At 57.7% G+C, this 22942-nt stretch carries 20 protein-coding genes; 11 read left to right on the forward strand and 9 right to left on the reverse strand.

The features are described from left to right. Window positions 1-58: 58 nt before the first annotated feature. Window positions 59-202, reverse strand: a complete 144-nt coding sequence (locus tag HDF15_RS13575) for a DUF3309 family protein (protein ID WP_014266250.1) — start codon at window positions 200-202, stop codon at window positions 59-61. A gap of 220 nt (window positions 203-422) precedes the next feature. Between HDF15_RS13575 and HDF15_RS13580 the strand changes: the two genes are divergently transcribed. Genes HDF15_RS13580 through HDF15_RS13600 form a run of 5 tightly spaced genes read left to right on the forward strand, consistent with a single transcriptional unit; the run spans window position 423 to window position 4019 of the window. Further along, window positions 423-1061, forward strand: a complete 639-nt coding sequence (locus tag HDF15_RS13580; protein ID WP_184256388.1) for a PIG-L deacetylase family protein — start codon at window positions 423-425, stop codon at window positions 1059-1061. Beyond that, window positions 1058-1633: an SAM-dependent methyltransferase gene (locus HDF15_RS13585; RefSeq protein ID WP_184256390.1), complete on the forward strand. Its 576-nt coding sequence runs from the start codon at window positions 1058-1060 to the stop codon at window positions 1631-1633. Before HDF15_RS13580 ends, HDF15_RS13585 begins: the two co-directional genes overlap by 4 nt. Continuing rightward, window positions 1630-2343, forward strand: a complete 714-nt coding sequence (locus tag HDF15_RS13590; protein WP_184256392.1) for a glycosyltransferase family 2 protein — start codon at window positions 1630-1632, stop codon at window positions 2341-2343. Before HDF15_RS13585 ends, HDF15_RS13590 begins: the two co-directional genes overlap by 4 nt. Continuing rightward, on the forward strand, window positions 2340-3314 hold the full coding sequence (locus HDF15_RS13595; RefSeq protein ID WP_184256394.1) for a hypothetical protein: 975 nt from the start codon (window positions 2340-2342) through the stop codon (window positions 3312-3314). The genes HDF15_RS13590 and HDF15_RS13595 overlap by 4 nt, the downstream gene beginning before the upstream one ends. Before the next feature lie 9 nt (window positions 3315-3323). Then, window positions 3324-4019 carry an MgtC/SapB family protein gene (locus HDF15_RS13600; protein WP_184256396.1) on the forward strand — a complete coding sequence of 232 codons (696 nt, stop codon included), beginning with the start codon at window positions 3324-3326 and terminating at the stop codon, window positions 4017-4019. Window positions 4020-4040: 21 nt separating this feature from the next. On the opposite strand, the gene HDF15_RS13605 is transcribed toward HDF15_RS13600, so the two are convergent. Beyond that, window positions 4041-6041 carry a winged helix-turn-helix domain-containing protein gene (locus HDF15_RS13605; RefSeq protein WP_184256398.1) on the reverse strand — a complete coding sequence of 667 codons (2001 nt, stop codon included), beginning with the start codon at window positions 6039-6041 and terminating at the stop codon, window positions 4041-4043. Between the two features lie 401 nt (window positions 6042-6442). Between HDF15_RS13605 and HDF15_RS13610 the strand changes: the two genes are divergently transcribed. From HDF15_RS13610 to HDF15_RS13620, 3 genes are all read left to right on the forward strand, one after another. Further along, on the forward strand, window positions 6443-10864 hold the full coding sequence (locus HDF15_RS13610) for an Ig-like domain repeat protein (RefSeq protein WP_184256400.1): 4422 nt from the start codon (window positions 6443-6445) through the stop codon (window positions 10862-10864). Between the two features lie 165 nt (window positions 10865-11029). After that, window positions 11030-11935 carry a fructokinase gene (gene mak, locus HDF15_RS13615; RefSeq protein ID WP_311733103.1) on the forward strand — a complete coding sequence of 302 codons (906 nt, stop codon included), beginning with the start codon at window positions 11030-11032 and terminating at the stop codon, window positions 11933-11935. Window positions 11936-11985: 50 nt separating this feature from the next. Continuing rightward, window positions 11986-12501 (forward strand): DinB family protein, encoded by a 516-nt coding sequence (locus HDF15_RS13620; protein WP_184256404.1) that lies wholly within the window; start codon window positions 11986-11988, stop codon window positions 12499-12501. 26 nt (window positions 12502-12527) lie between these two features. On the opposite strand, the gene HDF15_RS13625 is transcribed toward HDF15_RS13620, so the two are convergent. From HDF15_RS13625 to HDF15_RS13645, 5 genes are all read right to left on the reverse strand, one after another. Beyond that, window positions 12528-12938 (reverse strand): hypothetical protein, encoded by a 411-nt coding sequence (locus HDF15_RS13625; RefSeq protein WP_184256406.1) that lies wholly within the window; start codon window positions 12936-12938, stop codon window positions 12528-12530. Window positions 12939-13263: 325 nt separating this feature from the next. Continuing rightward, entirely contained in the window at window positions 13264-14166 is a 903-nt protein-coding gene (locus tag HDF15_RS13630) for a hypothetical protein (RefSeq protein WP_184256408.1), read from the reverse strand. A gap of 83 nt (window positions 14167-14249) precedes the next feature. Continuing rightward, entirely contained in the window at window positions 14250-16706 is a 2457-nt protein-coding gene (pnp, locus tag HDF15_RS13635; RefSeq protein ID WP_184256410.1) for a polyribonucleotide nucleotidyltransferase, read from the reverse strand. A gap of 372 nt (window positions 16707-17078) precedes the next feature. Next, window positions 17079-17345 (reverse strand): 30S ribosomal protein S15, encoded by a 267-nt coding sequence (rpsO, locus tag HDF15_RS13640; protein ID WP_014266235.1) that lies wholly within the window; start codon window positions 17343-17345, stop codon window positions 17079-17081. Between the two features lie 201 nt (window positions 17346-17546). Continuing rightward, a complete protein-coding gene (locus tag HDF15_RS13645) occupies window positions 17547-18233 on the reverse strand; it encodes a dienelactone hydrolase family protein (protein WP_184256412.1) in 687 nt (228 codons plus the stop codon). A gap of 685 nt (window positions 18234-18918) precedes the next feature. Between HDF15_RS13645 and lexA the strand changes: the two genes are divergently transcribed. Beyond that, complete coding sequence (lexA, locus tag HDF15_RS13650) at window positions 18919-19524, forward strand: transcriptional repressor LexA (RefSeq protein ID WP_014266233.1); 606 nt, start codon at window positions 18919-18921, stop codon at window positions 19522-19524. Between the two features lie 266 nt (window positions 19525-19790). Here the strand turns inward: lexA and HDF15_RS13655 are convergent, their stop codons facing one another. Further along, window positions 19791-20657: an IS1 family transposase gene (locus tag HDF15_RS13655; protein ID WP_221314424.1), complete on the reverse strand. Its 867-nt coding sequence runs from the start codon at window positions 20655-20657 to the stop codon at window positions 19791-19793. A 106-nt stretch (window positions 20658-20763) separates the two neighbouring features. Between HDF15_RS13655 and HDF15_RS13660 the strand changes: the two genes are divergently transcribed. After that, window positions 20764-21126 (forward strand): type IV toxin-antitoxin system AbiEi family antitoxin domain-containing protein, encoded by a 363-nt coding sequence (locus HDF15_RS13660; RefSeq protein WP_184256414.1) that lies wholly within the window; start codon window positions 20764-20766, stop codon window positions 21124-21126. A gap of 398 nt (window positions 21127-21524) precedes the next feature. Here the strand turns inward: HDF15_RS13660 and HDF15_RS13665 are convergent, their stop codons facing one another. Continuing rightward, window positions 21525-21728, reverse strand: coding sequence for a histone H1 (locus HDF15_RS13665; protein ID WP_184256416.1), 204 nt, complete (start codon window positions 21726-21728; stop codon window positions 21525-21527). A 209-nt stretch (window positions 21729-21937) separates the two neighbouring features. Between HDF15_RS13665 and HDF15_RS13670 the strand changes: the two genes are divergently transcribed. Continuing rightward, window positions 21938-22792, forward strand: coding sequence for a DUF4097 family beta strand repeat-containing protein (locus HDF15_RS13670; RefSeq protein WP_184256418.1), 855 nt, complete (start codon window positions 21938-21940; stop codon window positions 22790-22792). Window positions 22793-22942: the final 150 nt, after the last annotated feature.

Consider the following 22942-nt stretch of genomic DNA (forward strand, 5'->3'; position numbering starts at 1 on the left):
ACGCAAAAATGCCGCCCGCTGATAGGACGGCATTTTGCGTTGCCTCCTACGTGTCTTCCTAGAAAACTTTTAGCAGGAGCAGAATGATGACAATCAACAGAATCAAACTGATGCCACCACCTCCGTAGTAACCCAGACCAGGTCCCATGCGATAGCCGCCAAAACCAAAAACCAAAAGCAAGATGAGCAAAATGATGAGCATAAATGTTCTCCCTGTACCTCTATGATGCTTTTTGCGCGTGCGGCAGCTGAATATTTTGAGAAAGAATGCAAAGCCTGCCCTTCTGCTTGTTTCTGAGAACTATTCGTCCTTCTTTTGGTGAGCGCTTGCACGTTTTTGAGAGATTAAGCATCTCAATGCTTGGCTCACTATGATTGTCCCGATAGTAGAAGAACATGAGTGGATCAACTGTCTGGATGCCTTGGCATCCTGGCAACCACCTGCGGCATCTCTTTTAGTTATCGCGCCTCACCCCGATGACGAGACATTAGCCGTTGGGGGATTGATTGCCGCGCATCGTGCGAAAGGCCTTGAGGTAATCGTTGCCGCAGTAACTGACGGTGAAAATGCGTACCCAGATTTCCCCGGACTGGGAGACCTGCGTTCCGGCGAGCAGAGAGAAGCTCTAAATCGACTTGGAGTTGGTGCTGACAATATCGTTCGCCTCAAGTTGTCGGATAGCGGTGTCGCTTCTCAGGAGCGACTGCTGGTAGAGCAGTTAATGCCACTGGTCTCTCGCTCTACTTCTATCGTTGCTCCCTGGCGAGGGGACTTTCACCCGGACCATGAGGCTTGTGGCCGCGCTGCCGAAGAGGTGGCAAGACGGACCGGTGCGAGTCTTACCTCCTATTTTTTCTGGACATGGCATAGGGGAACGACAGAGCTACTGCAGGAGATGTCTCTCCGCTCCTTTTCCTTGAGCGATGAGTCGCTGCTCGCCAAGAGCGAGGCGCTTCTCTGCCACCGGTCTCAGTTAGCTCGCGAATCGGGCGACCCTATCTTGCCTGAGTCGTTGTTAGCTCCCGCGAGGCGTTCCTTTGAGGTTTTCAGCATCGGATGAATATAGAGACAACAAGCCGGGATTTTTTTGAGCAGAAATATCTGAAGAATGCCGACCCCTGGTCGTTTGCATCCAGTAGCTACGAGCAATGCCGGTATGACGCGATCTTTCGTTCGCTGAATCATCGGCGCTATCGGCATGGCTTCGAGCCGGGTTGTTCTATCGGTCTGCTGACAGAGCGGCTGGCATCGGTCTGTCAATATGTCGATGCTATGGATATTTCGCCGACAGCCGTTCGATATGCACGAGAGCGCTGTCGTGGCTTGTTGAATGTCGATATTGAGTGTGGAGCGTTACCGGACCTTATTCCGATAGGTTCCTTCGATCTTGTAGTGCTCAGCGAGATTGGTTATTACTTCGACGAAGAAGAGTTAGAGAGACTGGCTAAGAACATTCTTTCCCAGATGAGTATCTCCGGTGTTCTGGTCGCAACGCACTGGCTCGGAGTCTCAGAAGATCATCTGCTAAGTGGTGAGCGCGTGCATGAGATTCTGGGGTCTCTTCAGGGGCTTGTTCATGAGCATGCGGAACATCACGCCGGGTTTCGGTTGGATAGGTGGAAACGGATATGAGCAGTGCTCTCCAACATATGAGTGTGTTGATTCCTGCGCGCAATGAAGAGGAGCTATTGCCTCGGTGTCTTCGATCCATCTTTGCGGCATGTTCCTTGTTGCCGCTGTCTGTGAGCTGGGATGTAGTCGTTGCCGTGGATAGCTCCACCGATAGGACCTTTGAGATCGCGGAATGCGTGCTGCGTGGTCGCGGAGTCGCCATCCGCACCGATGCAGGCGCGGTGGGGAAAGCCCGAGCGCTGGCCGCTGCCGTAGCTCTTAAGCGTTATCGCGGTCCGCGAAACTGCTGCTGGCTGGCCAATACCGATGCTGACTGCAGCGTTCCTGAGACGTGGCTGAGGGATCAATGGGAACTGGCGGCAGCTAACGTAGAGGCCTTTGCGGGCACCGTCGATGTCGACACCTTCCAGGAGCATCGTGCAGGTGTGGATGACCTGTTCCGAGCGAGCTACCGAATCTTTTCCGATGGCACGCATCCCCACGTTCACGGCGCGAATCTCGGAGTGCGCGCAGATGCGTATCTAAGAGTGGGCGGATGGCGGCATCTTGAAACCGCCGAAGATCATGATCTGTGGAATCGACTGCGGATTGCGGGGTCCAGGCGGGCTTCGGTCGGCCGGATGAAAGTTCTGACCAGCGGCAGAAAGGTCGGGCGCGCGCCTTATGGATTTGCCCAGGCGCTTGCAGCGCATGATGAGGTGGCGGCATGACCAGCGAGGCTCTGCTCCAAAGACTCCGCTCCCTTACAGAGATCGCTATGCCATTGCCGGGTGCGGGTGACACTCCTGGGCGTCACAGGCAGTTGATGGAGATTGGGCGGGAGGACCTGTCCCTGGCTCGTTTGGCCGAGGCCCATTGGGATGCTATCTCCATTCTGGCGGAGGCCGGACGCAAGCCTGAGCCGGGTGCGATCTATGGCGTGTGGGCGTCCGAGAAGCCAGGGCAAGAACTGAGTCTCATTCCACGAAGCGGTCGTTATTCTCTTGTGGGAACAAAGATGTTTTGTAGTGGAGCGGGGCTGGTGGATCGCGCTCTTGTCACTGTTTCGAAGCCAGAGCGATTTCTCGTGGATGTCGATCTTCGCAGGGAGGTGGAGGGCTTTGAATTCAATACCTCGGGTTGGAAGTCGAATGCTTTCCAGCAAACGGGGACTGCGACGGCTACTTTCAAAGAGATCTCCATCCTGCCGGATGAAGTCGTTGGGAAGGATGGGTGGTATCTCTCTCGTCCGGGATTCTGGCATGGGGCCTGTGGTCCTGCAGCGTGTTGGGCTGGAGGCGCTGCGGGGCTCGTGGACTACGCCATGCAGCAGTCACGGGATGACCCCCATACTCTGGCGCACCTGGGAGCGATGAACGCCTCTATCTGGGGACTTAGGTCCTATCTTGATCTGGCGGGCAGAGAGATCGACGCGAAGCCCTGCGATGTCGGTGAGGCTCATAGCCGGGCACTCATCGTTCGACATCTCGTGGAGCAGGCCTGCACCGAGGTCCTTCGCCGGCTGCCGCGGGCCTATGGCCCGCACCCGCTCGCCTTCGATGAAGAGATCTCCCGCCGCTACCAGGAGCTCGATTTGTATCTGCGGCAATCCCATGCGGAGCGCGACCTGGAATCGTTAGGCAGGGAACTGAAGAGCCAGCAGATTCGATCGAACGAACATGTTAGTTCGCCTGTTTTTTAGGAGACCGATATGCCACTTCATCTCACATGGGAACAGATCGCTCTTCGCCTTGTTCTGGCGTTGCTTGCCAGTTTTGTGATCGGTCTAAATCGCGATGAGAATGGTCATCCTGCCGGAATTCGAACCACGATGATCGTGTGTCTGGCCGCCACCCTGGCCATGTTGCAGGTAAACCTGCTGCTTCCTCTTGCGGGGAAACCATCAAGCTCTTTCGTCGTTATGGATCTCATGCGGCTTCCGCTGGGCATTCTTTCCGGTATCGGCTTTATCGGTGCAGGTGTGATCATCAAGCACGAGGGGAATGTCAGTGGAGTGACTACGGCAGCGACCATCTGGCTGGTTACGGTCCTCGGTCTGCTCTTTGGTGGAGGCAATCTCTATCTTGGCATCGCGGGATCGCTGGTCACGTTCCTGGTTCTCTGGGCGTTGAAGCGGATCGAGAAGAATATTGCCCATGAGTATCACGGGTCGCTAAGCCTCACCTTGTCCGGAGAGGCTCCGAGTGAGACGGCCCTTCGGAGTCAATTATTGACCGATTTCGGCATCGTTCATTGGAGCCCGCTCTATGAGCCTGCTACCGCAATGGTGGTCCTGAACTGTGAGCTGAAGTGGGTAGCCAAGGCTTCACGAGTTCCCGAAACGCCGCCAGCTATCGAGAGGCTGCGAACTCTTCCTGGAGTGCTTAGTCTTAGTTGGAGGGAGTAAATGAAGGGGCACGCTATGCTTCTATGGCGTAGAAGTCTTAGCGGGTAAGGGGAGACCGATCTGGGTCAACAGAGCATTGAAGGCCGGATCGCCGTGCAGCGAAAAGTAGGCAGGACTGGCCGCAAACTGAAGCGCTTCCGGATCGTGGGCGTGGACCATGCTCTCCATCGACTTAAGAGCTTGCTGCGGCTCTCCGGCGTTGAGTTGCCACTCAGCGGGTTGAAAGTCATTGGGATGGGCCGAAGATTGCTCGCTTTGGAGGGAGGCAAGCTTCAAGCGGGCATAGGCGATGGTTCCACCGTCTGAAAGGGCCTTCAGACCATCCTGTTCGAGTTTGAGGCGCAGCGCATCGTGCTCCAGGGTCGCCATGTGAATCCACTCACGAATGGCCTCTTCATGACGCCCGGCGTACCAGAAGGCCCAGGCGTTTTGGTCGCAGGCCAGAGGCCAGTCCGGCATGAGCTTTTGCAGCCTCTGGGCAGCCTCCAGAGCACGTGCGTTGTCCCGGGCAGCGCTGTAGAGATAGATCTCGGTAAGGTAAATCGGTGGCCAGAGCGGGTCGGCGGCCTGGGCTTTATCCAGCTCTTCAAGAGCCTCGCGGAATCGGCCCGTATTGCCCAACACCAGGGCATACATAATCCGATGCAAGGCCTGCCCTGATTCCTGATCGATAGCCTGCTTGAGTTCGGTTTCTGCCGCTACAGCGTTCCAGTCGTGTCGAAAATACAGGAATCCCAGGGTGGCATGAGCTTCCGCCGTGCGAGGGTCCAGATGGATGGCGGTCAGGGAAGCGGCACGGGCCGCTGCGTAACTCGCATCGCGGTCAAGGCTGCTGTGTTCGGCCCGCAGCAGATAGGCGCTTCCGAGTCCTGAGAAGGCCTGCACGAAGGAGGCGTCCTGGTTTGTAGCGTGGCGAAAGTTCTGAATCGCTCTTCCGATGGCTTCATCTGTTGGATGGAGTAGTTCCTGGCGTCCTTGCAGGTACTCGCTGTAGGCCTGGGTGTTCTCTGTACTGTGGATGGGATTCAGACGGCTATGGGGGGAGTCGCTGAGCCGCAGGAAGAGATCCCGCTGAATCTGGCTGCGAATGGTGCCGAGCTGCTCCTTCGTGCCGCTGTAGTGAAAGGTCGCGAGATGGACCGCATCACTTCCTCGCACCAATTCGAAGGTGAAGTCGAAGTGATTGGGAGCGCTGGTGGCGATCCTGCCGAGTAGCAGGGTGTCCAACTGAAGTCCCTGCGTGAGGGACGGAATGGCGGCGTGGTTGATGGCCGTAGACCCAAAGGAGTGAGCGGCTCGCACCACCACGCCCGGCAACTGCGAAGCGGCATCCACCAGTTCCAGGCGAAACGGTTCGGCGATCGACTGAGCTTCGTCACCCGAGGCCTCGATTGGTGCGATGCCCAGGGTGATCTGCTTTAGCTGGGGCGGGGGGTGAGCCTGGGATACCCATAGACGCTCTGCGCCGAAGAGCATACCGGCCACAAGAATGGCGATGACTCCGTACCAGAGAAACGGCCGCCTTCCCTGAGAGTCCTGTATGGCTTGGGTGTCAACCAAGTCTGGGGGCAGGTCTGGTACCTCGACAGTGAGAAGAGGAAGAGCTTCGGGCGACGAGGCTGGCTGAAACTGAGCGGGCGTGACGGCTGAGCCTGGCTCTTCAAGGGGAGCCGCCGGCTGGCTCGTCGGTTCAAAGCGCACTTCGGCGATGAAGCGATAGCCGCGTTTTGGGATGGTCTCTATGTAAGAAGGGGAGCGGGAGTTGTCGCGCAGGATCGCTCGAAGCTGATTAATGCTGTTGGTGATGGCGTGATCGTGATTGAGGTGCTCGCCGTCCGGCCACATGACCGAGCGCAGATCATGTCGTCCCAGGACTGTGCCGGGGTGTTTCAGCAGAACTGTCAGCAGGCGGGCATTTTGATCGGGTAGCCGGAGCTTGTGGCCTCGCCGAAAGAGTTCTCCAGTCGAAACTCGAAACTCAAACGAGCTGAAAATAAACTTCCCATCAGACTGTCCCCCCATGTCGAAACTCTACACCAGTGGGCTAAAAAAGATGTCTCGGCTTGGCCTGTTGTTTCTCAAGTAGTTCATAAGGAGCGGCTTACAGCGTGATGTTAAAAGTATATTTCTCCGATAAACGAGTTTTCACGACTCCCCTTACATTCTTCATATGTCCTTCACATTTGGGTTTGGAGAGGCGATAAATTCGCTCTCTTCAAAGCGCAGGCAGGTGTCTCCTCTGTTGCCGCCACGGTGCTCCGGTGTCTCTCGGAGTCGTCGTCAGCGCATGACCGTGTCGTCGATGGGGTGGGGTTGGCGGGTGTCGGTCTATCTGCTGTCCGATGCACTGAGGCCGTGTTCGCCGCTCGTTGTCTCGATCTAGCTATTTGAATTTTGCCGCTTCACTATCTTCTGGAGGCTTTATGTTCGTTCGACTTCCTCGTATTGCCTGGAGTGCTGCTCTCTGTCTTCTGCTGGGAACCTCCTCTGTGGCTCAACAACCGGTGGCACCCGCTGCTTCGGTCATTGCACCTGTTCCCGCGGTGCTTACGCAGCGGATTGACGATTCGCAACGCGTTACCTTACCCAACTCCGTAATCCCGGCAGTGAAGCGAGCGAGCGACCTGGGGGTGTTGTCCCCGTCCCAGCAGATGAGCCGCATGGTCCTTGTGCTGAAGCATTCCGAGGCCCAGCAAAAGGACCTGGACACTTTGGTAGCAGCCCAGCAGAAGAAGGGATTGCCTCAATATCACCAATGGCTGACTCCTGAAGCCTTCTCGGCGCGCTTTGCTCCTGCCCCAAGCGATGTGGCCAAGGTGACAGCGTGGCTGCAGGGGCATGGGTTCTCGCAGGTTGCGGTGAGCCGCAGCGGCCAACGGATTGAATTTTCCGGCGGTGTCTCCAGCGTCGAGTCGACCTTCGGTACTTCGATGCACCAGTATCAAGTCAAGACTGCAACCGGTACCGAAAATCACATCGCGAATGCGACGACGATCTCGATTCCGGCAGCACTTGCGCCAGTTGTGTCCGGCATTCTCTCGCTCAATAACTTCACCTCGAAGTCGCTGCACACTACCCCGCAAAACGTCGTCAAGAACGCTGCCGGGAAGTTTGTAAAGGCAAAAGGGGACACGACCTTTACCGATAACCTTGGTGACTATGAGTACGCCTTGTCGCCTAGCGACGTAAGCAAGATCTATGGCGCGACGACGCTGCCGGCCGGAGTCGACGGCACCGGGGTGTCGATTGCCGTGATTGGGCGTTCGGACATCGTGCTGAGCGATCTCCAGACCTTCCGCCAGCTCTTTGCTCTGCCGGTCAACGACCCCAACATGATTGTGAGCGGACCTGATCCTGGATTGGCCAATCTAGGCGACGAATTCGAATCGAGCCTGGACCTGGAATGGGCTGGTGCCATTGCTCCCAAGGCGACCATTAATTTTGTGATCGCCAGCACCACGGATACGACGGATGGCGTCGTGCTTGCCGCAGCCTATGCCGTCGAAAATGTGGTGTCTCCGATTATGACCGTCAGCTATGGTGAATGCGAGATGGATGAGGGGCCGTATGGCAACTTGTTCTGGAGCACGCTCTGGGAGCAGGCAGCGGCTGAGGGCATCACGGCTCTCGCATCTTCGGGGGATGGTGGTGCTGGAATGTGCGATTCCGACGCCCAAAACTCGCCTGACATTTATGGGGATTCGGTCAGTGGAATCGCGTCCACGCCGTACGACCTGGCTGTGGGTGGAACGCAGTTCGCCGAGGGCGATCTTTCCTTCCAGTACTGGGACTCGAACAACGGTACGGGATTCGTGTCGGCACTCGGATACATTCCCGAGGCGGCGTGGAACCAGAGTTGCGATCCTACGTTGCCTGTTGGCATCGGCTCGGGGAACTGTGCCTATGGACAGACGTCCTACGAAAGCACGGCTGGTGGAGGTGGCCGCAGTAGCTGCGCAACCGGTACGGTCGACAATGACGGCAATGTGACGTGCACGGCCGGGTATCCGAAGCCTTCCTGGCAGTCCGGTACGGGAGTTCCTGCGGATGGTGTTCGCGATATTCCGGACGTTGCGCTCAATGCTTCCGACGTCGATGATCCCTATATTATCTGCTTTCTGGGAAGCTGTACGTATACGCAGACCGGTACAAGCACTTCGATCACGGGAGAGTCCCTGGTGGGCGGAACGTCTGCTTCTTCTCCGGTGATGGCGTCGATCCTGGCCCTGGTCGAGCAGCAGAATGGCGCATTCCAGGGTCTAGTGAACCCTACTTTGTACAACCTTGGCGCACAGCAGAAGGCTTCCTGTTCCTCCAGCGCCCGCACCGACCCGACGGCACCCGCAACCTGCATCTTCAACGACATCACCGGGGGCAATAACGGCGCGCCGGGGTTGCCGGGATATGGCACCGATACGGCGGACTTTACCGCGGGTGTGGGCTACGATCTGGCAACGGGGTTGGGCAGTGTCAATATCGCGAACCTGGTGGCGGGATGGAAGGCCGGTGCAGGCGGGACAGCTACGACTACCCAGTTGACCGCAACGACGACTACAGCCAAGCATGGCACGGCTGTCCCTCTGGCTGTGGCCGTGACCTCTGGCTCGGGCACCCCGAGCGGAGATTTCGTGCTGCTCACCGACAAGTATGGTGCGAACGACCAATACACCCTGGGCTCGGATGGAACGTGGACTGGACAGGTGAAAGATCTTCCCGGTGGCTCTTATACTCTCACTGCTCGCTATGCCGGAGACGGTGCGTATGCTTCCAGCACATCGGCTGGCACGAGCCTGAACATCACCCCCGAAGCCAGCACGACCGTGCTCGCGGTCGACATCACTGATCCCAATACGGGGGCTATTGTACCCACTACTCCCACCTCGAACTTTTTTGGCAGTACTTTGTTCTTCAAGGGCTCTGTTGCCGGACTTTCGGGGCAAGGTACGCCGACGGGAACCGTCAATGTGCTGCTGGACGGAAGCACGAACCTTGAATCGACCACGCTGACGCCCGATGCGGGCGTTTATCTCTCGTCAGGGGCTGTGCCGGTGGGTACTCACGCCATCACGTTGCAATATCTTGGCGATAACAGCTTCAACCCTGGCACCTCCAGCCCTGTATCGGTCATTGTCGCCAAAGGATTGAGTGCAACGTCTGTACAGACGGGAAATGGCCTTACTGCTTATCTCGGGGTATCAGGCCCGACGCAACCAACCGGAACGCTGCAGGTCTTCGACGGAAGCAAGGCGATTAGCCAGCCGATGCCGTTCGTTATTGGACCATACGACACCGAGCCGCAACTGTATATTCACTACACCTTTAGCCCGGGACCCCATTCCCTGCAGGCTGTTTACAGCGGCGATGCAAATTATGTGGGTGTGGCTCTTAACAGCCCGTATGCAAATATCACAACCTTCACCGTGCCCGACAATACTGGAGCCGCAACAACAACCACCACGTTCAAAATGACCACGGCTTCGACCTTGCAGCCGGGGCAGACTGCCAACTTCGTATTCACCGTGAAACCTCAAAGCAAAAACGCCGCGGTTCCGACAGGGTCAGTTTCCCTCTACTCAGCCCGCAGCCCATACCAGATGTGCGGAGGCAATCTTGTCAACGGTACGGCGACAGGAGCCTGCTATGTAGACGAGGCTGGGACTTTTGTTATGACAGCGACCTATGATGGCGATAATAACTTTGCAAGCAGTACGAGCGCCAATAGCATCACATTAAATGTTTCAAAGATTACGCCTGCGGTAACCTTTGCTGCAGGAGCAAGCTATGCCCTGCCGAACACGCAGTTGAGTCTCAATTACACAACGGCGGGCCTGGTCATCAACTCTGGCGGAGCGGAGCTGGCTCCTACTGGAGCCGTAACTTTTACCGATTCTGTGAATGGCGTATCGACTACATTGGGCACCTTTCAGCTTCTCCCGGTCAATGGTCTTATTGAAGGCTACAGCGGACGATTTATCTTACCCGCCGGAAGCAATGTCGTTACCGCAACCTATCCCGGCGACCAGAACTTCAATGCTGTTGTCTCCTCCACTACGGTTGTTGTCAGCCCACCGGACTTTGTCTTTACCGCCGGGCAGACCGGCTTGCAGTTGACGGCGGGTGCTCCTGGCGCTGCGACGTTGTCGCTGACTCCGGAGCTGGGTTACACCGGCAGCGTGACGCTGGCTTGCGGTACAGGCGTCCCTGCAGGGGCGGTCTGTGTCGTCAATCCTTCGAGCGTAACGTTTGGCACCGCGCAAACCGCTACGGTTTCGATCTCGACTCCTGCGCCGTCGCCAATGACCAGTGCAAGGGTAGCGATGAAACCGGCATTCCCGGGACGTGTGCTTGAACTTACAAGTCTCGCGGGGCTGCTTCTGTTTTGTCTGCCTGCGGTACGCCGCCGTCCGGGATTTCTTCTGGTTCTGCTGGCGGTGCTTCTGCCGGTTGTCGGTTGTGGTGGCTCAAGTCCGAGCGCACCTGTACCTCAGGCGACTTTGTTGTCGCTGACCTCCAGCAACACCAAGACGGCTTCCGGTCAGAGTGTATCGCTGGTAGCCACACTCAACTCGCTTGCAAGCAATCCGACAGGAACGATTAAGTTCTACGACGGAAGCACGGAGCTTGGATCGTCGGTAACCGTGATGAACGGGACGGCAACGCTTGCGAGTTCCACCCTTGCTGTGGGGGCGCATACGATCACTGCCGTGTACAGCGGCGATGCAAAGGACAGTGGAAGCACTTCCTCCCCTGTTACCCAGGTGATCACCGGAAGCAGCACGCTGCAGATCACTGCGACCTCCGGCACCCTGGTTCACTCCATCAGTCTGCCGATCACCCTTAACTAACCCTTACCATTGCGAACGAATAAAGCAGAGCGGTCACCTTCGGGTGGCCGCTCTACACGTTTTTGCGACTGCGAACAAGGGTTTAGGTGGCTGAATTCAATCGGCGTAGCCCAAAACTCCATGCTCGCGGTACCCTTGACTAGACAGGTTGGAGTGAACGAAGACGTGCGAATTGGAATTGATCTTGGTGGGACGAAGATAGAAGCGATTGCGCTGGATGCAAAAGGACAGGAACTGCGCCGGATTCGCGTGGCAACACCACGTGGAGACTACGATGCAACCGTGTCCACGATTGCCGAACTGGTTCATGACATGGAGCAGGCGACCAAACGGGTCGGCAGCGTCGGTGTGGGAATTCCCGGAACGATTATTGAGTCGACCGGCCTCGTAAAGAACGCGAACTCGACGTGGATCAATGGGCGCCCCTTCCAGCACGATCTGAGCGTCGCGCTCGAACGCGAGGTCCGCTGTGCGAACGACGCGAATTGTTTTGCTGTCAGTGAGGCGACCGACGGCGCGGCCCGTGGCGCCCGCATCGTCTTCGGCGTGATCGTCGGTACAGGTTGCGGTGGCGGAGTGGCGATCGACGGCCGCGTCCATGCCGGCAGGAACGGTATCGCCGGGGAGTGGGGGCACATTCCTCTGCCCTGGGCTCAAGGCGATGAGGTGCCGGGGCCGCAGTGCTACTGCGGACGTACCGGATGCCTGGAGACCTGGATTTCGGGCACGGGGTTTGAGCAGGACTTTGCCCGCAGAACCGGACGGGATCTTCTCGGCAAGGAGATCGTCGCGGCCGCCGAGGCTGGAGATGCCGAGGCTCTGGACGCGCTCGACCGGTTGGAAGACCGTATGGCGCGTGGGTTGGCGATCATGATCGATATCCTCGACCCGGACGTGATTGTGATGGGGGGAGGACTCTCCAACATTGAACGTCTCTACGCGGGGATCTCGCGACGGCTGCGTGATTATCCGTTTGGCGGCGGCGTTGATACCCCTGTCGTTCGGGCGGTTCATGGAGATTCCAGCGGCGTTCGTGGGGCAGCGTGGCTGTGGCAGCCGGAGACGCGCTAAGGCTTCATATTTCATGCGACGGTTCTCCGCGAACCTGCATCCGATAGGGCATGAGACACGATTCGACGACCGAAGAAGATCTGAAGGGAAGCCTGGTACGGGAGCTGCTCTCCCTCTTTGAGGGCGGTAATGCCCATGCCACCTTCGAAGACGCTGTAAAAGATTTTCCGGCAAAGCTTCGCGGTGAGATTCCTGTGGGCCTGCCGTACTCAGCCTGGCAGCTCGTCGAGCATCTGCGGATTACGCAGCGTGACATCCTCGAATTCAGCGATAACAAGGCTGGAGGGTATCGCGACCTGAAGTGGCCGGAGGAGTACTGGGCAAAGGAAGCCGCGCCACCGAGTGAGGCCGCGTGGGACCATGCGATTCACGAGATTCATTCCGATCGCAAGGCCTTCGAAAAGCTTCTCAAGGAAGCGGACGAAAAGGCACTGACCGAGGCCTTTTCCTGGGGGAACGGTCAGACGCTGCTGCGGGAGGCCCTGCTGATTGCCGACCATAACGCGTACCACATCGGGGAGCTGGTCGTGCTGCGGCGGTTGCTGGGTGTGTGGAAGAAACACTAACGCGCTTCTTCGTCCGGGCGTAATTCTTAGCGCCAGCTTACTGCCAGATGCCAGCGAAGGTCGCGCTCCGCTGTCTTACGTAGGACGATCTCATACTCGCGGAGTTCTTCCAGCACCGAAGCGCCCTCCGTGCCGAGTTGCTGCGGGTCGTTTTCGAGAGATTCGATGAGGGCCATGACGGTGGGCAAGCCGTCTTCGCCTCGATACCACTGCGGCGGCGGCAGGCGCTTCAGCAGATCGGGATTGCCCGCGCCTTCTTCGATCAGCAGCGCCATGGAGCTTTCGTCCGCGGAGAAGAACTCAAGCAGCGGACGCACTCCCAGTTCAAGCGCCAGACGTTCCACAGCGCTTTCGTGACGTGCCAGCGCGCGTCCGTTGACGTAGATGTTGAAGCCGGGATCCTCGCCCTGGACCACGATATACATCGATGCTGCCATGTTCCGCAGTTTACCTTCGCAGGGGCAAATCTTCGAGTGGCTTTTGTGGGTCTGAATGGTTCATGGTTCACGCTTCCTGTGCCTTTGCCAGAAAGATAGTGAGTCTAGAGCGTGTCATCAAATTGTTGTTCGAGATAATGATGGGGCTTTGCCCACTTCGCGCCTACGGAACACAAAATGGAGAGGAAATGCTCACACGGCCACGGGTACAAGCCCCAAAGGGGCGATATATCCCAGCCCAGGGTGGAGGCATCCGCGGCTGGGATATACCGCCCCTTTGGGGCTGACATTGACGCAGTGTCCTAAAGCAGTTTGAGAACACACCTTAGTCAGCCACGACATTCAAGGGTTCATCTTCCCGTCTGCCGCTTTGCCGTAAGAGCGAGAGTGCCGCGCCTGCCAGCAGGACAGCACAGGTCACACTCCGAGCCGTGATCGTCGCGTGAACCTGGAAAAGGCTTAGCGACAGGATCGCTAACGGGACGAGCACGTATCGTGCCGCGTATTGGGTGGCCGTCAACCTTTGCAGCGCAAGGATGGAAAGCAGTGTGAGAATCAGGTCGATGGCTACAGCCGCAAAGGTTGGGGCGGGAAGGGTATGTTGTAGCGTGGATTGAACGGCTGTGCCAAGGCCGAAGAGAAGGCACCCGCCCGCAAAGGTGGCTGTGGCGTTTTCTCTGGCATCCATAGCTTCGAGAGAGTGGCGGCGGAACAAAGTGCATCCGATGCCGGTGAGCAGAGGCGCCAAGAGTAAGGCTGCATCGTTGAGCGGACTCGCAAGAGAGGGCTCCGGCAGCACGAGCAGCAGGCCGGAGACAGCGGCAAGCCCCGGCCAGAGGCTTCTAGCCGAGAGGCCCTGCTCCTGAGTGCCAAGGGCGGCTTCGGCGACAGCGACTACTACCGGTGTCAGTGCCAAGGCCAGAACCCGGTTGGCAGGGCCCAGAGAAGACATCAGGAAGAGTCCGATGGCAGGGCCGACAAGAATCAAAGCTCCACCCCATGCTGCTGAAGAGGTGGATAGCCGTATAGGGTGTGCTTTTGGCTTCAGAAGAATGGGCAGGCCAAAGCTCAGCGCAGCCGCCAGGGCACAGGCGACAGTCTCAGAGGCCAGCGTTGAACCTGCCTGGGGCCAGTTGTCGGTGATCCACCCTTCGCTCGAGGCGGCGAGGCAGAGCAGAGCGAACGGCCATCCCTGGCGCAACAGGTCAATCCCTCGTCTCTGTGTCATAAGACCTCTTCCACTTCGACGCTGAAACGATAGAAGCCGCGCACAAGGCGCGGCTTCTATCGACTGCATTCGTGCTTTTCAGACTAGCTGTTGCCGCCCTGAGGAGCAGCTCCGCCACCCTGGCCGGGACGACGACCGCCGCGACGGCGGCGACGCTTCTGCTGGCCTGCGCCTGCGGGGCGGGTGCCCGCTGGAGCGCCGCCCTGCGGCTGTTCTGTAGGGGCGTCGTTGTTCTCCTCGACGCCGTTGTCCTCGGTACCCTCATCCTCGTCGCCGTCGAAGTCATCATCTTCCTCGTCGTCGTCGAAATCCTCGCCGCCTTCGATGGTGATGGTGTCCTCATGCTTGGGCGCTTCGGGACGTGTGCCACGCTCAGGACGCGGAGCACGCTCGCGGCGCGGCTCGTCGCCGCCTGTGGTGGGCTGTTCGGGGTCAGGCAGGCCGAGCTTGGCGCGCTGCTCCTTGAGCACGGCCTTGCGCGAGAGCTTGATGCGGTTCCCTTCGATCGAAAGCACCTTCACCAGGACCTGGTCGCCATCGCGAAGTTCGTCCTTCACGTCCTTCACGCGATGCTCTGCGATCTCGGAGACGTGCAGCAGACCGTCGGTACCGGGGAAGATCTCGACGAATGCGCCGAACTCCGCGAGACGAACGACCTTGCCGAGGTACGTCTTGCCGACCTCGGGCACTGCCGTGATGTCGCTGATCATCTGGATTGCCTTGGCGAGTCCTTCAGCGTCGCTCGAAGCCACGTTGACGCGGCCCGTGTCGTCCACATCGATCTTGACGCCGGTCGCATCCACGATGCCGCGGATGACCTTGCCGCCAGGTCCGATGAGGTCGCGGATCTTGTCGGTCGGAATCTGGATGGTGTGAATCCGCGGAGCGAAGGCACTCTTCTCCTCGTTCGCCTTGGAGATGACGGCGTCCATCTTGTCCAGCAGGAAGAGACGTCCGTGGCGGGCCTGTTCGAGCGCCTCACGCATGATCTGGGTGGTGATGCCCATGATCTTGATGTCCATCTGCAGGGCAGTGATGCCGTTGCGGGTGCCGGCGACCTTGAAGTCCATGTCGCCGTAGTGATCTTCGGCTCCGGCGATGTCGGTCAGGATGGCGTACTTGTCGCCTTCCTTCACCAGGCCCATCGCAACGCCGGCAACGGAGCCCTTGAGGGGGATACCGGCCTGCATCAGCGAGAGGGAAGCGCCGCAGACCGTCGCCATGGACGACGAACCGTTCGACTCGAGGATGTCCGAGACGACGCGCAGCGTGTAGGGGGACTCGTCTTCGCCAGGAAGGACGGCTTCAATAGCGCGCCAGGCGAGAGCGCCGTGGCCGATCTCACGACGGCCTACGCCGGTCATGCGGCCGACTTCACCTACCGAGAACGGTGGGAAGTTGTAGTGCAGCATAAACTTGCGCTTCTGCTCGCCTTCGTAGCTTTCCATGCGCTGCGCGTCGTCGGTGGTGCCGAGCGTCGCGGAGACCAGTGCCTGGGTTTCGCCGCGGGTGAACAGGGCCGAGCCGTGGACGCGGGGGAGAACACCGGTCTCGATGGAGATCGCACGGATCTCGTCGAAGGCGCGGTGATCGGGGCGGATGCGGTCGTTCAGCACCTGCTCGCGGAAGATGGTCTCGCGCAGGCCCTCAAAGTACTTGCCGAGCTTCTTGGCTGCGGCTGCATCACCCTCGGGAAGGTCCTTCTTGAGCGCGTCCTTGATCTCCTTGACCTTGGCGTAGCTCTCGAACTTGGGGTACTTCTTGGTGTTGAGGGCATCGGCGAGAGACTCGCCCACCTTGGCCTTGAGGGCCGCGGCGTACTCGGTGTCATTCTCGAGCGGGGTAACGGTGCGCTTGGTTTTGCCGGCGCGGCTGACCAGGTCTTCGATACCGGCGACAATCTTCTTGATCTCTTCGTGGGCAAACTCGATCGCGCCGACGACGACTTCCTCGGGGATCTCCTTCGCTCCGGATTCAACCATCACGATGCCGTCCTTGGTGCCGACGACCATGATGTTCAGCTTGCTGGTGAGGCGCTCGGTGTAGGTCGGGTTTACGATGTACTGCTCATCGATGTAGCCGATGCGAACCGCGCCTACGGGGCCGTGGAAGGGGATGTCGCTGAGAGCCAGGGCGCAGCTTGCGCCGTTGATGCCGAGCACGTCCGGATCGTTTTCCTTGTCGGCCGAGTACACGAACGCGACGACCTGCGTCTCGTTGCGGAAGGCCTCAGGGAACAAGGGGCGAATCGGCCGGTCGATCTGGCGGCTGGTGAGGATCTCCTTCTCGGAAGGACGGCCCTCGCGCTTGATGAAGCCGCCGGGGATGCGTCCGCCGGCGTAGGTGAACTCGCGGTATTCAACCGTAAGAGGGAAGAAGTCGATGCCTTCCTTCGGGTCGGGCGAAGCGACTGCGGTGGCCAGTACCGCGTTATCGCCGCTGGTCGTATAGGCGGCGCCGGATGCCTGCTTGGCTATCCGTCCTGTCTCGAATTTGATTTGCTTGCCACCGGCAAGCTCCACTGTAACGTCTTGTTTCATGTACGTTCCTCTTCTTGTCTTCTGTCTTTAAGCTTTTCGAAAGTCATGTCGTCCGACTGCCCGCTACGGGAGCAGTGCTAAGACAAAAGCCCCGCCGAAGTAGCTTCGGTCGGGGCTCCTTGGTTCAGGTATGAATTCGGGGTCTGAAAATTTAGCCAGTTTGGGGCATAGCCAGTTAGTGAGTTCAGGGTATAGAAAGCCGGAAGCATCAGCGGCAAGCGCAGGGTGACACTGCGGAGAGCAGCGGGAACGGGAACACTCGAAGGGGCTCCCATCCAATCCATGGCGCTTGGCGAACTCAATGCTTTCCTATACTCCTGATGACTGCGCGGCACGACAGGCCGCGACAGCCCTCGATGGGATACGTGCAAGCTACTTGCGGATACCCAATTTGCCGATAACGTCGCGGTAGCGATCCGGATCCGTCTTCTTCAGGTAGTCCAGAAGGCGGCGGCGCTTGCTCACAAGCATCAGCAGACCGCGGCGCGAACCGTGATCCTTCTTGTGGGTTTTGAAGTGCTCGGTCAACTCGCCGATACGCTCGCTGAGGATCGCAATCTGCACTTCCGGGCTACCAGTGTCCGAATCGTGAGTGCGGAATTTAGTGATAATGTCTGTCTTCTTTGCGGGTGCCAACACGGCTGTAACGTACTCCTGATTCTCTGTGCTCTAGTCCACTTCTCTCAGTGTCCAATTAAAGATAGCACGCTGGAGGCGTAAAAACAGAGTGTAGACAAATAGAGCGCAGACGATAGAGACAGCGGAGCAATCCGGTTGCCTCTATCCTCTACGCTCTATTCTCTACACTCTGCCCTTACACTCTGCCCTTACACTCTGCCTTTACGCTACGTGCTCTTTCAGGAACTCCAGCGAGCGTTCGCGGGCCAGCTTTGCCGCTTCCGCCTTGTAGTCGGTGCGTGCGTGGTTGGCAAAGGCGTGCCCAGCTCCCTCATAGAGGAAGATTTCGACCTCAGGATGCGCGTTCCGCACGGCATCGATCTGGTCGCTGCCGATGTGGCTGTCCTCCGCGCCAAAGTGCAGCAGGACAGGGCAGGTGGGCTCTTCAGCTGCCACTTTGCCGATACCGCCGGCGTAGTAGCCGACGCAGCAATCCAGCTGCATCTTGTGCGCTTCGGCGCGGGTCGCGCTCACCCAGCTCATCAGGCCTCCGTAGCAGAACCCAAGGACGGCAACGCCCTTTCCGGCACCCTTGACGTGCTCGTAAGCTGCGGCGATATCCAGAAGCTGGGTATCGGGATTGAGCTTTCCGTACAGGTCGAAGGCCTTCTTCAGATCTTCGCCTTCGTAGGTCAGTTCAAGCCCGCGCTCGAAGCGGTCGAAGATCGCCGGTGCGATGGCCAGGAACCCGTCCTTGGCATAGCTGTCGGCGACGCTGCGGATCGAAGCGTTTACGCCGAAGATCTCCTGCACCACGATCAGCGCGCCGATCGGCTCGCCTTCAGGCTTTGCCACGTAGGCGGAAAGTTCATGCCCGTCGGCTGCTTTTACGTTTACCCATTCACTCATGTTGTTTTCTTGTCCTCCACTGCCTCAGACGAAGGAAAGCTGTGAAAAGGTGCATCATCTGTTTGTCACGCGCGCGGTAAACGGATGATTTATTGTGCCGTTCATATCCGGGCTCCGTTCCACGGTTAGGGCGTGCCATCAAACTGCTTCCTGAGACGAAGTCGGACGGTGCAAGCAGTTTGTTGAGTCACGAATCGGAAGGGCACGGTTTCACAGGCTGCGGGAAAAGTCACGATAACAGGAGAGTCCTGATCTTTAGGGCCAACGGCCCGTTTCATACCAGCCTGGGGTGGAGCGCAGCAGCGAGCGGTTTCTAGCTCGCTGCAAGCGTAGCCCCAGGTACTCGGATCAACAGAAAAGACAGAGGGCTGTAAGCCCGATTCATCGTGCAGGCACGATGAATCGGGCTTACAGCCCTCAACTTCTTTCCTGCGCCTAACCTGGGGCTACGCTTCCCGAGCCATCACGCTGTCGCGTGCCGGCTCGGGTTCGCTCCACCCCAGGCTGGTATGAAACGGGCCTTTGGCCCTAAAGATCGAAGCACGAATTTTCTGAGTCGTGCCTCAACAAACTGACGGCAGAGTCCGGCCCCACACCAAGGGTCGTTTGATGAGAAACGCCAGGAAATGATGGCAAATGTGATTCCCCCGCTTGCAATTCGCTTTTTATTCGCTAGAATGTCCGCATGGCGATTACGCGGCGGCAAAAAGAAGTCATCGACTTTCTTTCGAGCTTTACCACCAGGAACGGCTACTCTCCTTCGTACGAAGAGATAGCGTCGGGCCTCGGCCTGAATTCGCTGGCCACGGTGCACAAGCACGTCACCAATCTGCAGAACAAAGGCCTGCTCCAGCGCGCTCACAACCGCAGCCGGTCGATCGACGTTCTGCCGCAGCGCTCGGCGAAGAAGGGCTTCGACCGCCTTCCTCTGCTGGGCCGTATCGCAGCGGGCAAGCCGGTGGAGGCCATCGAGACGGCCGAATCCATCTCCCTGGGCGACATTATCGGCAACCGCGAGGTCTACGCCCTGGAGGTCCGCGGCGACTCCATGCGGGACGAACACATCGTCTCCGGGGACTATGTGCTGGTCGAGAGGACCCGTACCGCGCGGGAGGGCGAGATTATCGTCGCGTTGATCGACGGCGCCGATGCCACGCTCAAGCGCTTCTACCGGGAGGGCAATCTTATCCGGCTGCAGCCTTCCAATACGGAGATGGCCCCGATCTACGCTCCGGCCTCCAATGTGAGCATCCAGGGGAAGGTGCTGGGAGTCCTGCGCAAGTACGCGTAGGGCTGTTCAGGAACGGCAATGCCCGGCGAATCGGGGTAGTGCCTCAGTTTGAATCCTCCGATATAAAATATGAATAACGCCGGAGGTCGCTAGTCCTTGCGAAGTTTCTTCCGGAGCCCCAAAACCCCGCTTTACTTGGGATAACCACAGGCCGGGGCATAAACCTAATCGGTGACTGATACGCCGTTCTATGGCCGAAGTGAGATGTGGAATGAGAGAAGCAAAAAGAGTCGAGATCAGTCTCGGCTCTTTTTATGCGGTGATCCCTACTCTGCACGTTTCTTATAAGGCCCGCGCCTCTTCACTATAGGAGTGGGCAAGATAGCCACAAGCTCCTCAATCGTCCATACATGATGCACCAAACCCGCTTCCATAGCCGGAGTGACGCGCAACGTTTTATGCACGCGGCAGAAGTTGTAGTGCATGAAGTGGAGAGCGATCGCCGCCTCGTGGTTCTCCAGCTTCTTAGAGAATGCATTTGTAAGCCGAGTGAAGCGGCGAATATGCATCCGTGTGGTGAGGTTCAGGCGCTCTACATATGATGTGCTGATGTGCAGAGGGTCTTGGGAACCAGCGAGAACGGCTGTCTGCGTTCCGATGCACTGGCCCGTACTGTAGCGGCGATCTAGCGCTGTGTCTGAGCCGTACAGCTTTATCAGCATCGCGTAATCCACATCCATACCAAATGCACCCTCTACAGATTCAGCGTAAGCCCTGTGACCATCCGTAGTGAGCTGGACACGCGATGTGAGCCGCGATGCTACATCCTCCATAAAGACCTTCGCCCATGCCGCTCCACGTTGTCCTACGAGGTAGGAGATGACCAGCTTGGAATCAGCATCCAATGCCGTCCAAGTCCAGGCATCTCCCCAATCTTGTGCGATTTGCTCCTCATTCACGTTCGCCATTTTCGCGCCGACGAATGACCAAATTTCATCGCAGTGGACACGCTTCGCAGCTACACCCGTTACATGCTCGTCATGGTATGCACGGCAGGTATCGCCCATCTGCACCAGCAACTTCGTGATGGTGTTCGTGGAGAAGCCCAGCATACGAGAGATTGCATTGATGCTGTTTCCCTCTACCAATGCGGAGATTATGCGAGCGCGGTCTACGCTGCTCAGATTATTCATAATGAGAATTATGCTTGAATAATAGTTTCTTGTCAGCCTACAATTCAAGTTTGTTTTCCTACGAATTCATGTATGCTCAATATAGCCACGAGGGGAGGGCACGCCAATGCCTGTACCAAAGCCAGAAGAAGTAGAGGAATTACTGAGCGATTTGAAGGATGCGCACAGAAAGCTCGCTGAACTTGAGTCCCGCTGGGAATCGTTCTTTACTCATCCTGAGGGAAACGTAGTCTTTGTTCCCGTGCAGAACTTGAAACCGCGAATCATCGAATTCCTTGAGAAACGACCTGATTTGGGCTTCAACCTGGCGTCTATCGCCACAGCCCTCGATGCAAACGAGAACTCGGTTGGGCCGTATCTTAGTGATCTAGCTAAGGAAGGAAAGATCGAACGAAGAGAGCGGGGATTATACGGGGCTCTGCGTCCTAAGCATTCTGACGGCATCACCGACGAAGACATCCCCTTCTAAAGCAATAAAGCCCAGTTACCGTCACAGGTAAACTGGGCTTTATTGTATGTGGCCGGAGAGCCTAATCCTTGCGGTCAGGGACACCAGCTTGCAACTGGTGAGCAACGGGGGTCAGTTCCCCGCTCCGGCCTTCACTACCCTTACAGCTTCCGACGCTACGGCACGCCAATGCCGTAAATCATGCTTCGGGAGGAAAGGGGGAACCATGAAAAGAAGACGCCTTCTTATCGTGGTTGTGGTACTTCAAACTGTTGATGGTTTGATCATCACAGTCTGGATATAATCCCCTACGGCCTCACCTATACCACGGGTGAGGTCGTCCTCTTTTAGAGAGGATAGTAATCGTAGAACAAAATGCAAGCCTACAGAACCCATGTAGGCAATATCCATGTATGCAATTATTTTTCCTGGTTTCCCCTAACTTTCGCCCACCGCAGGTTGGCGGCGTCACGGGCAATCTCTGAACGCTCCACCGCGAACAATGCATCGCGCCTTGCGATACCTCGCGCTACAGCCTTCGGAGATTTCTCTTTAGGGCGGACGATGGGGGCTTCGCCGGTAGCTTGATCGACTATCGACTTCGCCAGACTGTTCATGTCCATGCATCCATTCTCAGCCTACGGTGAAATTGGCGCAAGAGAAGCCAATTCCAAACTGAGGTACTACCCAAATTGGCATAACGGCAAAGATAATACGTTCCTTTGGTATTTTGTTTTCCTCTTCCCAGCGATGAGGGGAACTAATACCTGTAAGACTGCGTATCCTGATCTAGCTTGTACAACTGCCGCTTTATGAGGGAGCCGCCGTCATCATGAAACTTCATCTTCTTGTCGCTTCGAGTCTTCTGCTGTTTGTCGTGCCCGCCTTCGCGGACAGCACCTTCACCCGCACCTTAAACGTCTCGTCGCAGGCCGATCTCTATGTTTCTACGGGGTCAGGCGATATCAAGATCTCCCAGGCCAATGACAACCAGATTCATGTGGTTGGCCACATTCATGCCGGATGGAGCTCCTTCGGAGACGTCAAAGCGCGCGAGCAGCGTATCGTCGACAACCCGCCGATCGTGCAGAACGGGAATGAAGTCCGCATCGGTGAGACGAGCGATCGCAACCTGTTCAATAACATCTCCATCGACTACGACATTGCCGTTCCCTCATCCACCGCACTCAATCTCCATAGCGGTTCGGGTGACATCGAAATCAACCATGTGGGCCGGTACCTTTCGGCAACCAGTGGCTCAGGAAACGTACGCGCCCATGGCATTCATGGACCTGCCGAACTTCAGGCGGGCTCGGGCGATATCGAACTGGATCAGGACGCTGCCGGCGATGTGAAAGCCAAGACCGGTTCCGGTAATATTCGCATCCACGAGTTCAATGGCTCACTGAATGCTCGCACGGGTTCGGGCGATGTTGAGGCGATCGGACGGCTTGAGGGAACAGGAAACCTGGCGAGCGGTTCGGGATCGGTGCGCCTGCATCTGAATCCGGATGCACGCTTCAACCTCGAAGCGTCAACGGGATCGGGCGATATTCACATCCAGTTCCCCGGAGCTCCGAAGCAGGATGACTCCTCGCGGCACCACCTCACGGCTTCCATCAATGGAGGCGGAGCCCCGCTGGAGATTCGCACGGGTTCCGGCAACATCAATGTGGAGCCTCGCTAGGCTGGTCATTCAGTCCTGTTCCAGCAGTCCTATTCCAGGTTTAGCCAGATTCTTGTTTTGAAGGGGCGGGGCTTCAGCCCCGCCGTTAGAAGTCGCTGCGAACGGTGGCTTTAGCCACTGAGGGAATGATATCGGAGCAAACCCATGTCC

Origin of the sequence: Granulicella mallensis (assembly GCF_014203225.1) — a bacterium.
GTDB classification, from domain to species: domain Bacteria; phylum Acidobacteriota; class Terriglobia; order Terriglobales; family Acidobacteriaceae; genus Granulicella; species Granulicella mallensis_A.

Bases quoted from the DNA above. Each gene is read 5' to 3' on its own strand.
- HDF15_RS13620 (WP_184256404.1), top strand. From the start codon at position 11,986: ATGAGACACGATTCGACGACCGAAGAAGATCTGAAGGGAAGCCTGGTA.
- HDF15_RS13595 (WP_184256394.1), top strand. From the start codon at position 2,340: ATGACCAGCGAGGCTCTGCTCCAAAGACTCCGCTCCCTTACAGAGATC.
- HDF15_RS13660 (WP_184256414.1), top strand. From the start codon at position 20,764: ATGCCTGTACCAAAGCCAGAAGAAGTAGAGGAATTACTGAGCGATTTG.
- HDF15_RS13670 (WP_184256418.1), top strand. From the start codon at position 21,938: ATGAAACTTCATCTTCTTGTCGCTTCGAGTCTTCTGCTGTTTGTCGTG.
- HDF15_RS13645 (WP_184256412.1), bottom strand. From the start codon at position 18,233: ATGAGTGAATGGGTAAACGTAAAAGCAGCCGACGGGCATGAACTTTCC.
- pnp (WP_184256410.1), bottom strand. From the start codon at position 16,706: ATGAAACAAGACGTTACAGTGGAGCTTGCCGGTGGCAAGCAAATCAAA.
- HDF15_RS13575 (WP_014266250.1), bottom strand. From the start codon at position 202: ATGCTCATCATTTTGCTCATCTTGCTTTTGGTTTTTGGTTTTGGCGGC.
- HDF15_RS13605 (WP_184256398.1), bottom strand. From the start codon at position 6,041: ATGGGGGGACAGTCTGATGGGAAGTTTATTTTCAGCTCGTTTGAGTTT.
- HDF15_RS13585 (WP_184256390.1), top strand. From the start codon at position 1,058: ATGAATATAGAGACAACAAGCCGGGATTTTTTTGAGCAGAAATATCTG.
- HDF15_RS13625 (WP_184256406.1), bottom strand. From the start codon at position 12,938: ATGGCAGCATCGATGTATATCGTGGTCCAGGGCGAGGATCCCGGCTTC.
- lexA (WP_014266233.1), top strand. From the start codon at position 18,919: ATGGCGATTACGCGGCGGCAAAAAGAAGTCATCGACTTTCTTTCGAGC.
- HDF15_RS13655 (WP_221314424.1), bottom strand. From the start codon at position 20,657: ATGAATAATCTGAGCAGCGTAGACCGCGCTCGCATAATCTCCGCATTG.
- HDF15_RS13610 (WP_184256400.1), top strand. From the start codon at position 6,443: ATGTTCGTTCGACTTCCTCGTATTGCCTGGAGTGCTGCTCTCTGTCTT.
- HDF15_RS13630 (WP_184256408.1), bottom strand. From the start codon at position 14,166: ATGACACAGAGACGAGGGATTGACCTGTTGCGCCAGGGATGGCCGTTC.
- HDF15_RS13665 (WP_184256416.1), bottom strand. From the start codon at position 21,728: ATGGACATGAACAGTCTGGCGAAGTCGATAGTCGATCAAGCTACCGGC.
- HDF15_RS13590 (WP_184256392.1), top strand. From the start codon at position 1,630: ATGAGCAGTGCTCTCCAACATATGAGTGTGTTGATTCCTGCGCGCAAT.
- HDF15_RS13600 (WP_184256396.1), top strand. From the start codon at position 3,324: ATGCCACTTCATCTCACATGGGAACAGATCGCTCTTCGCCTTGTTCTG.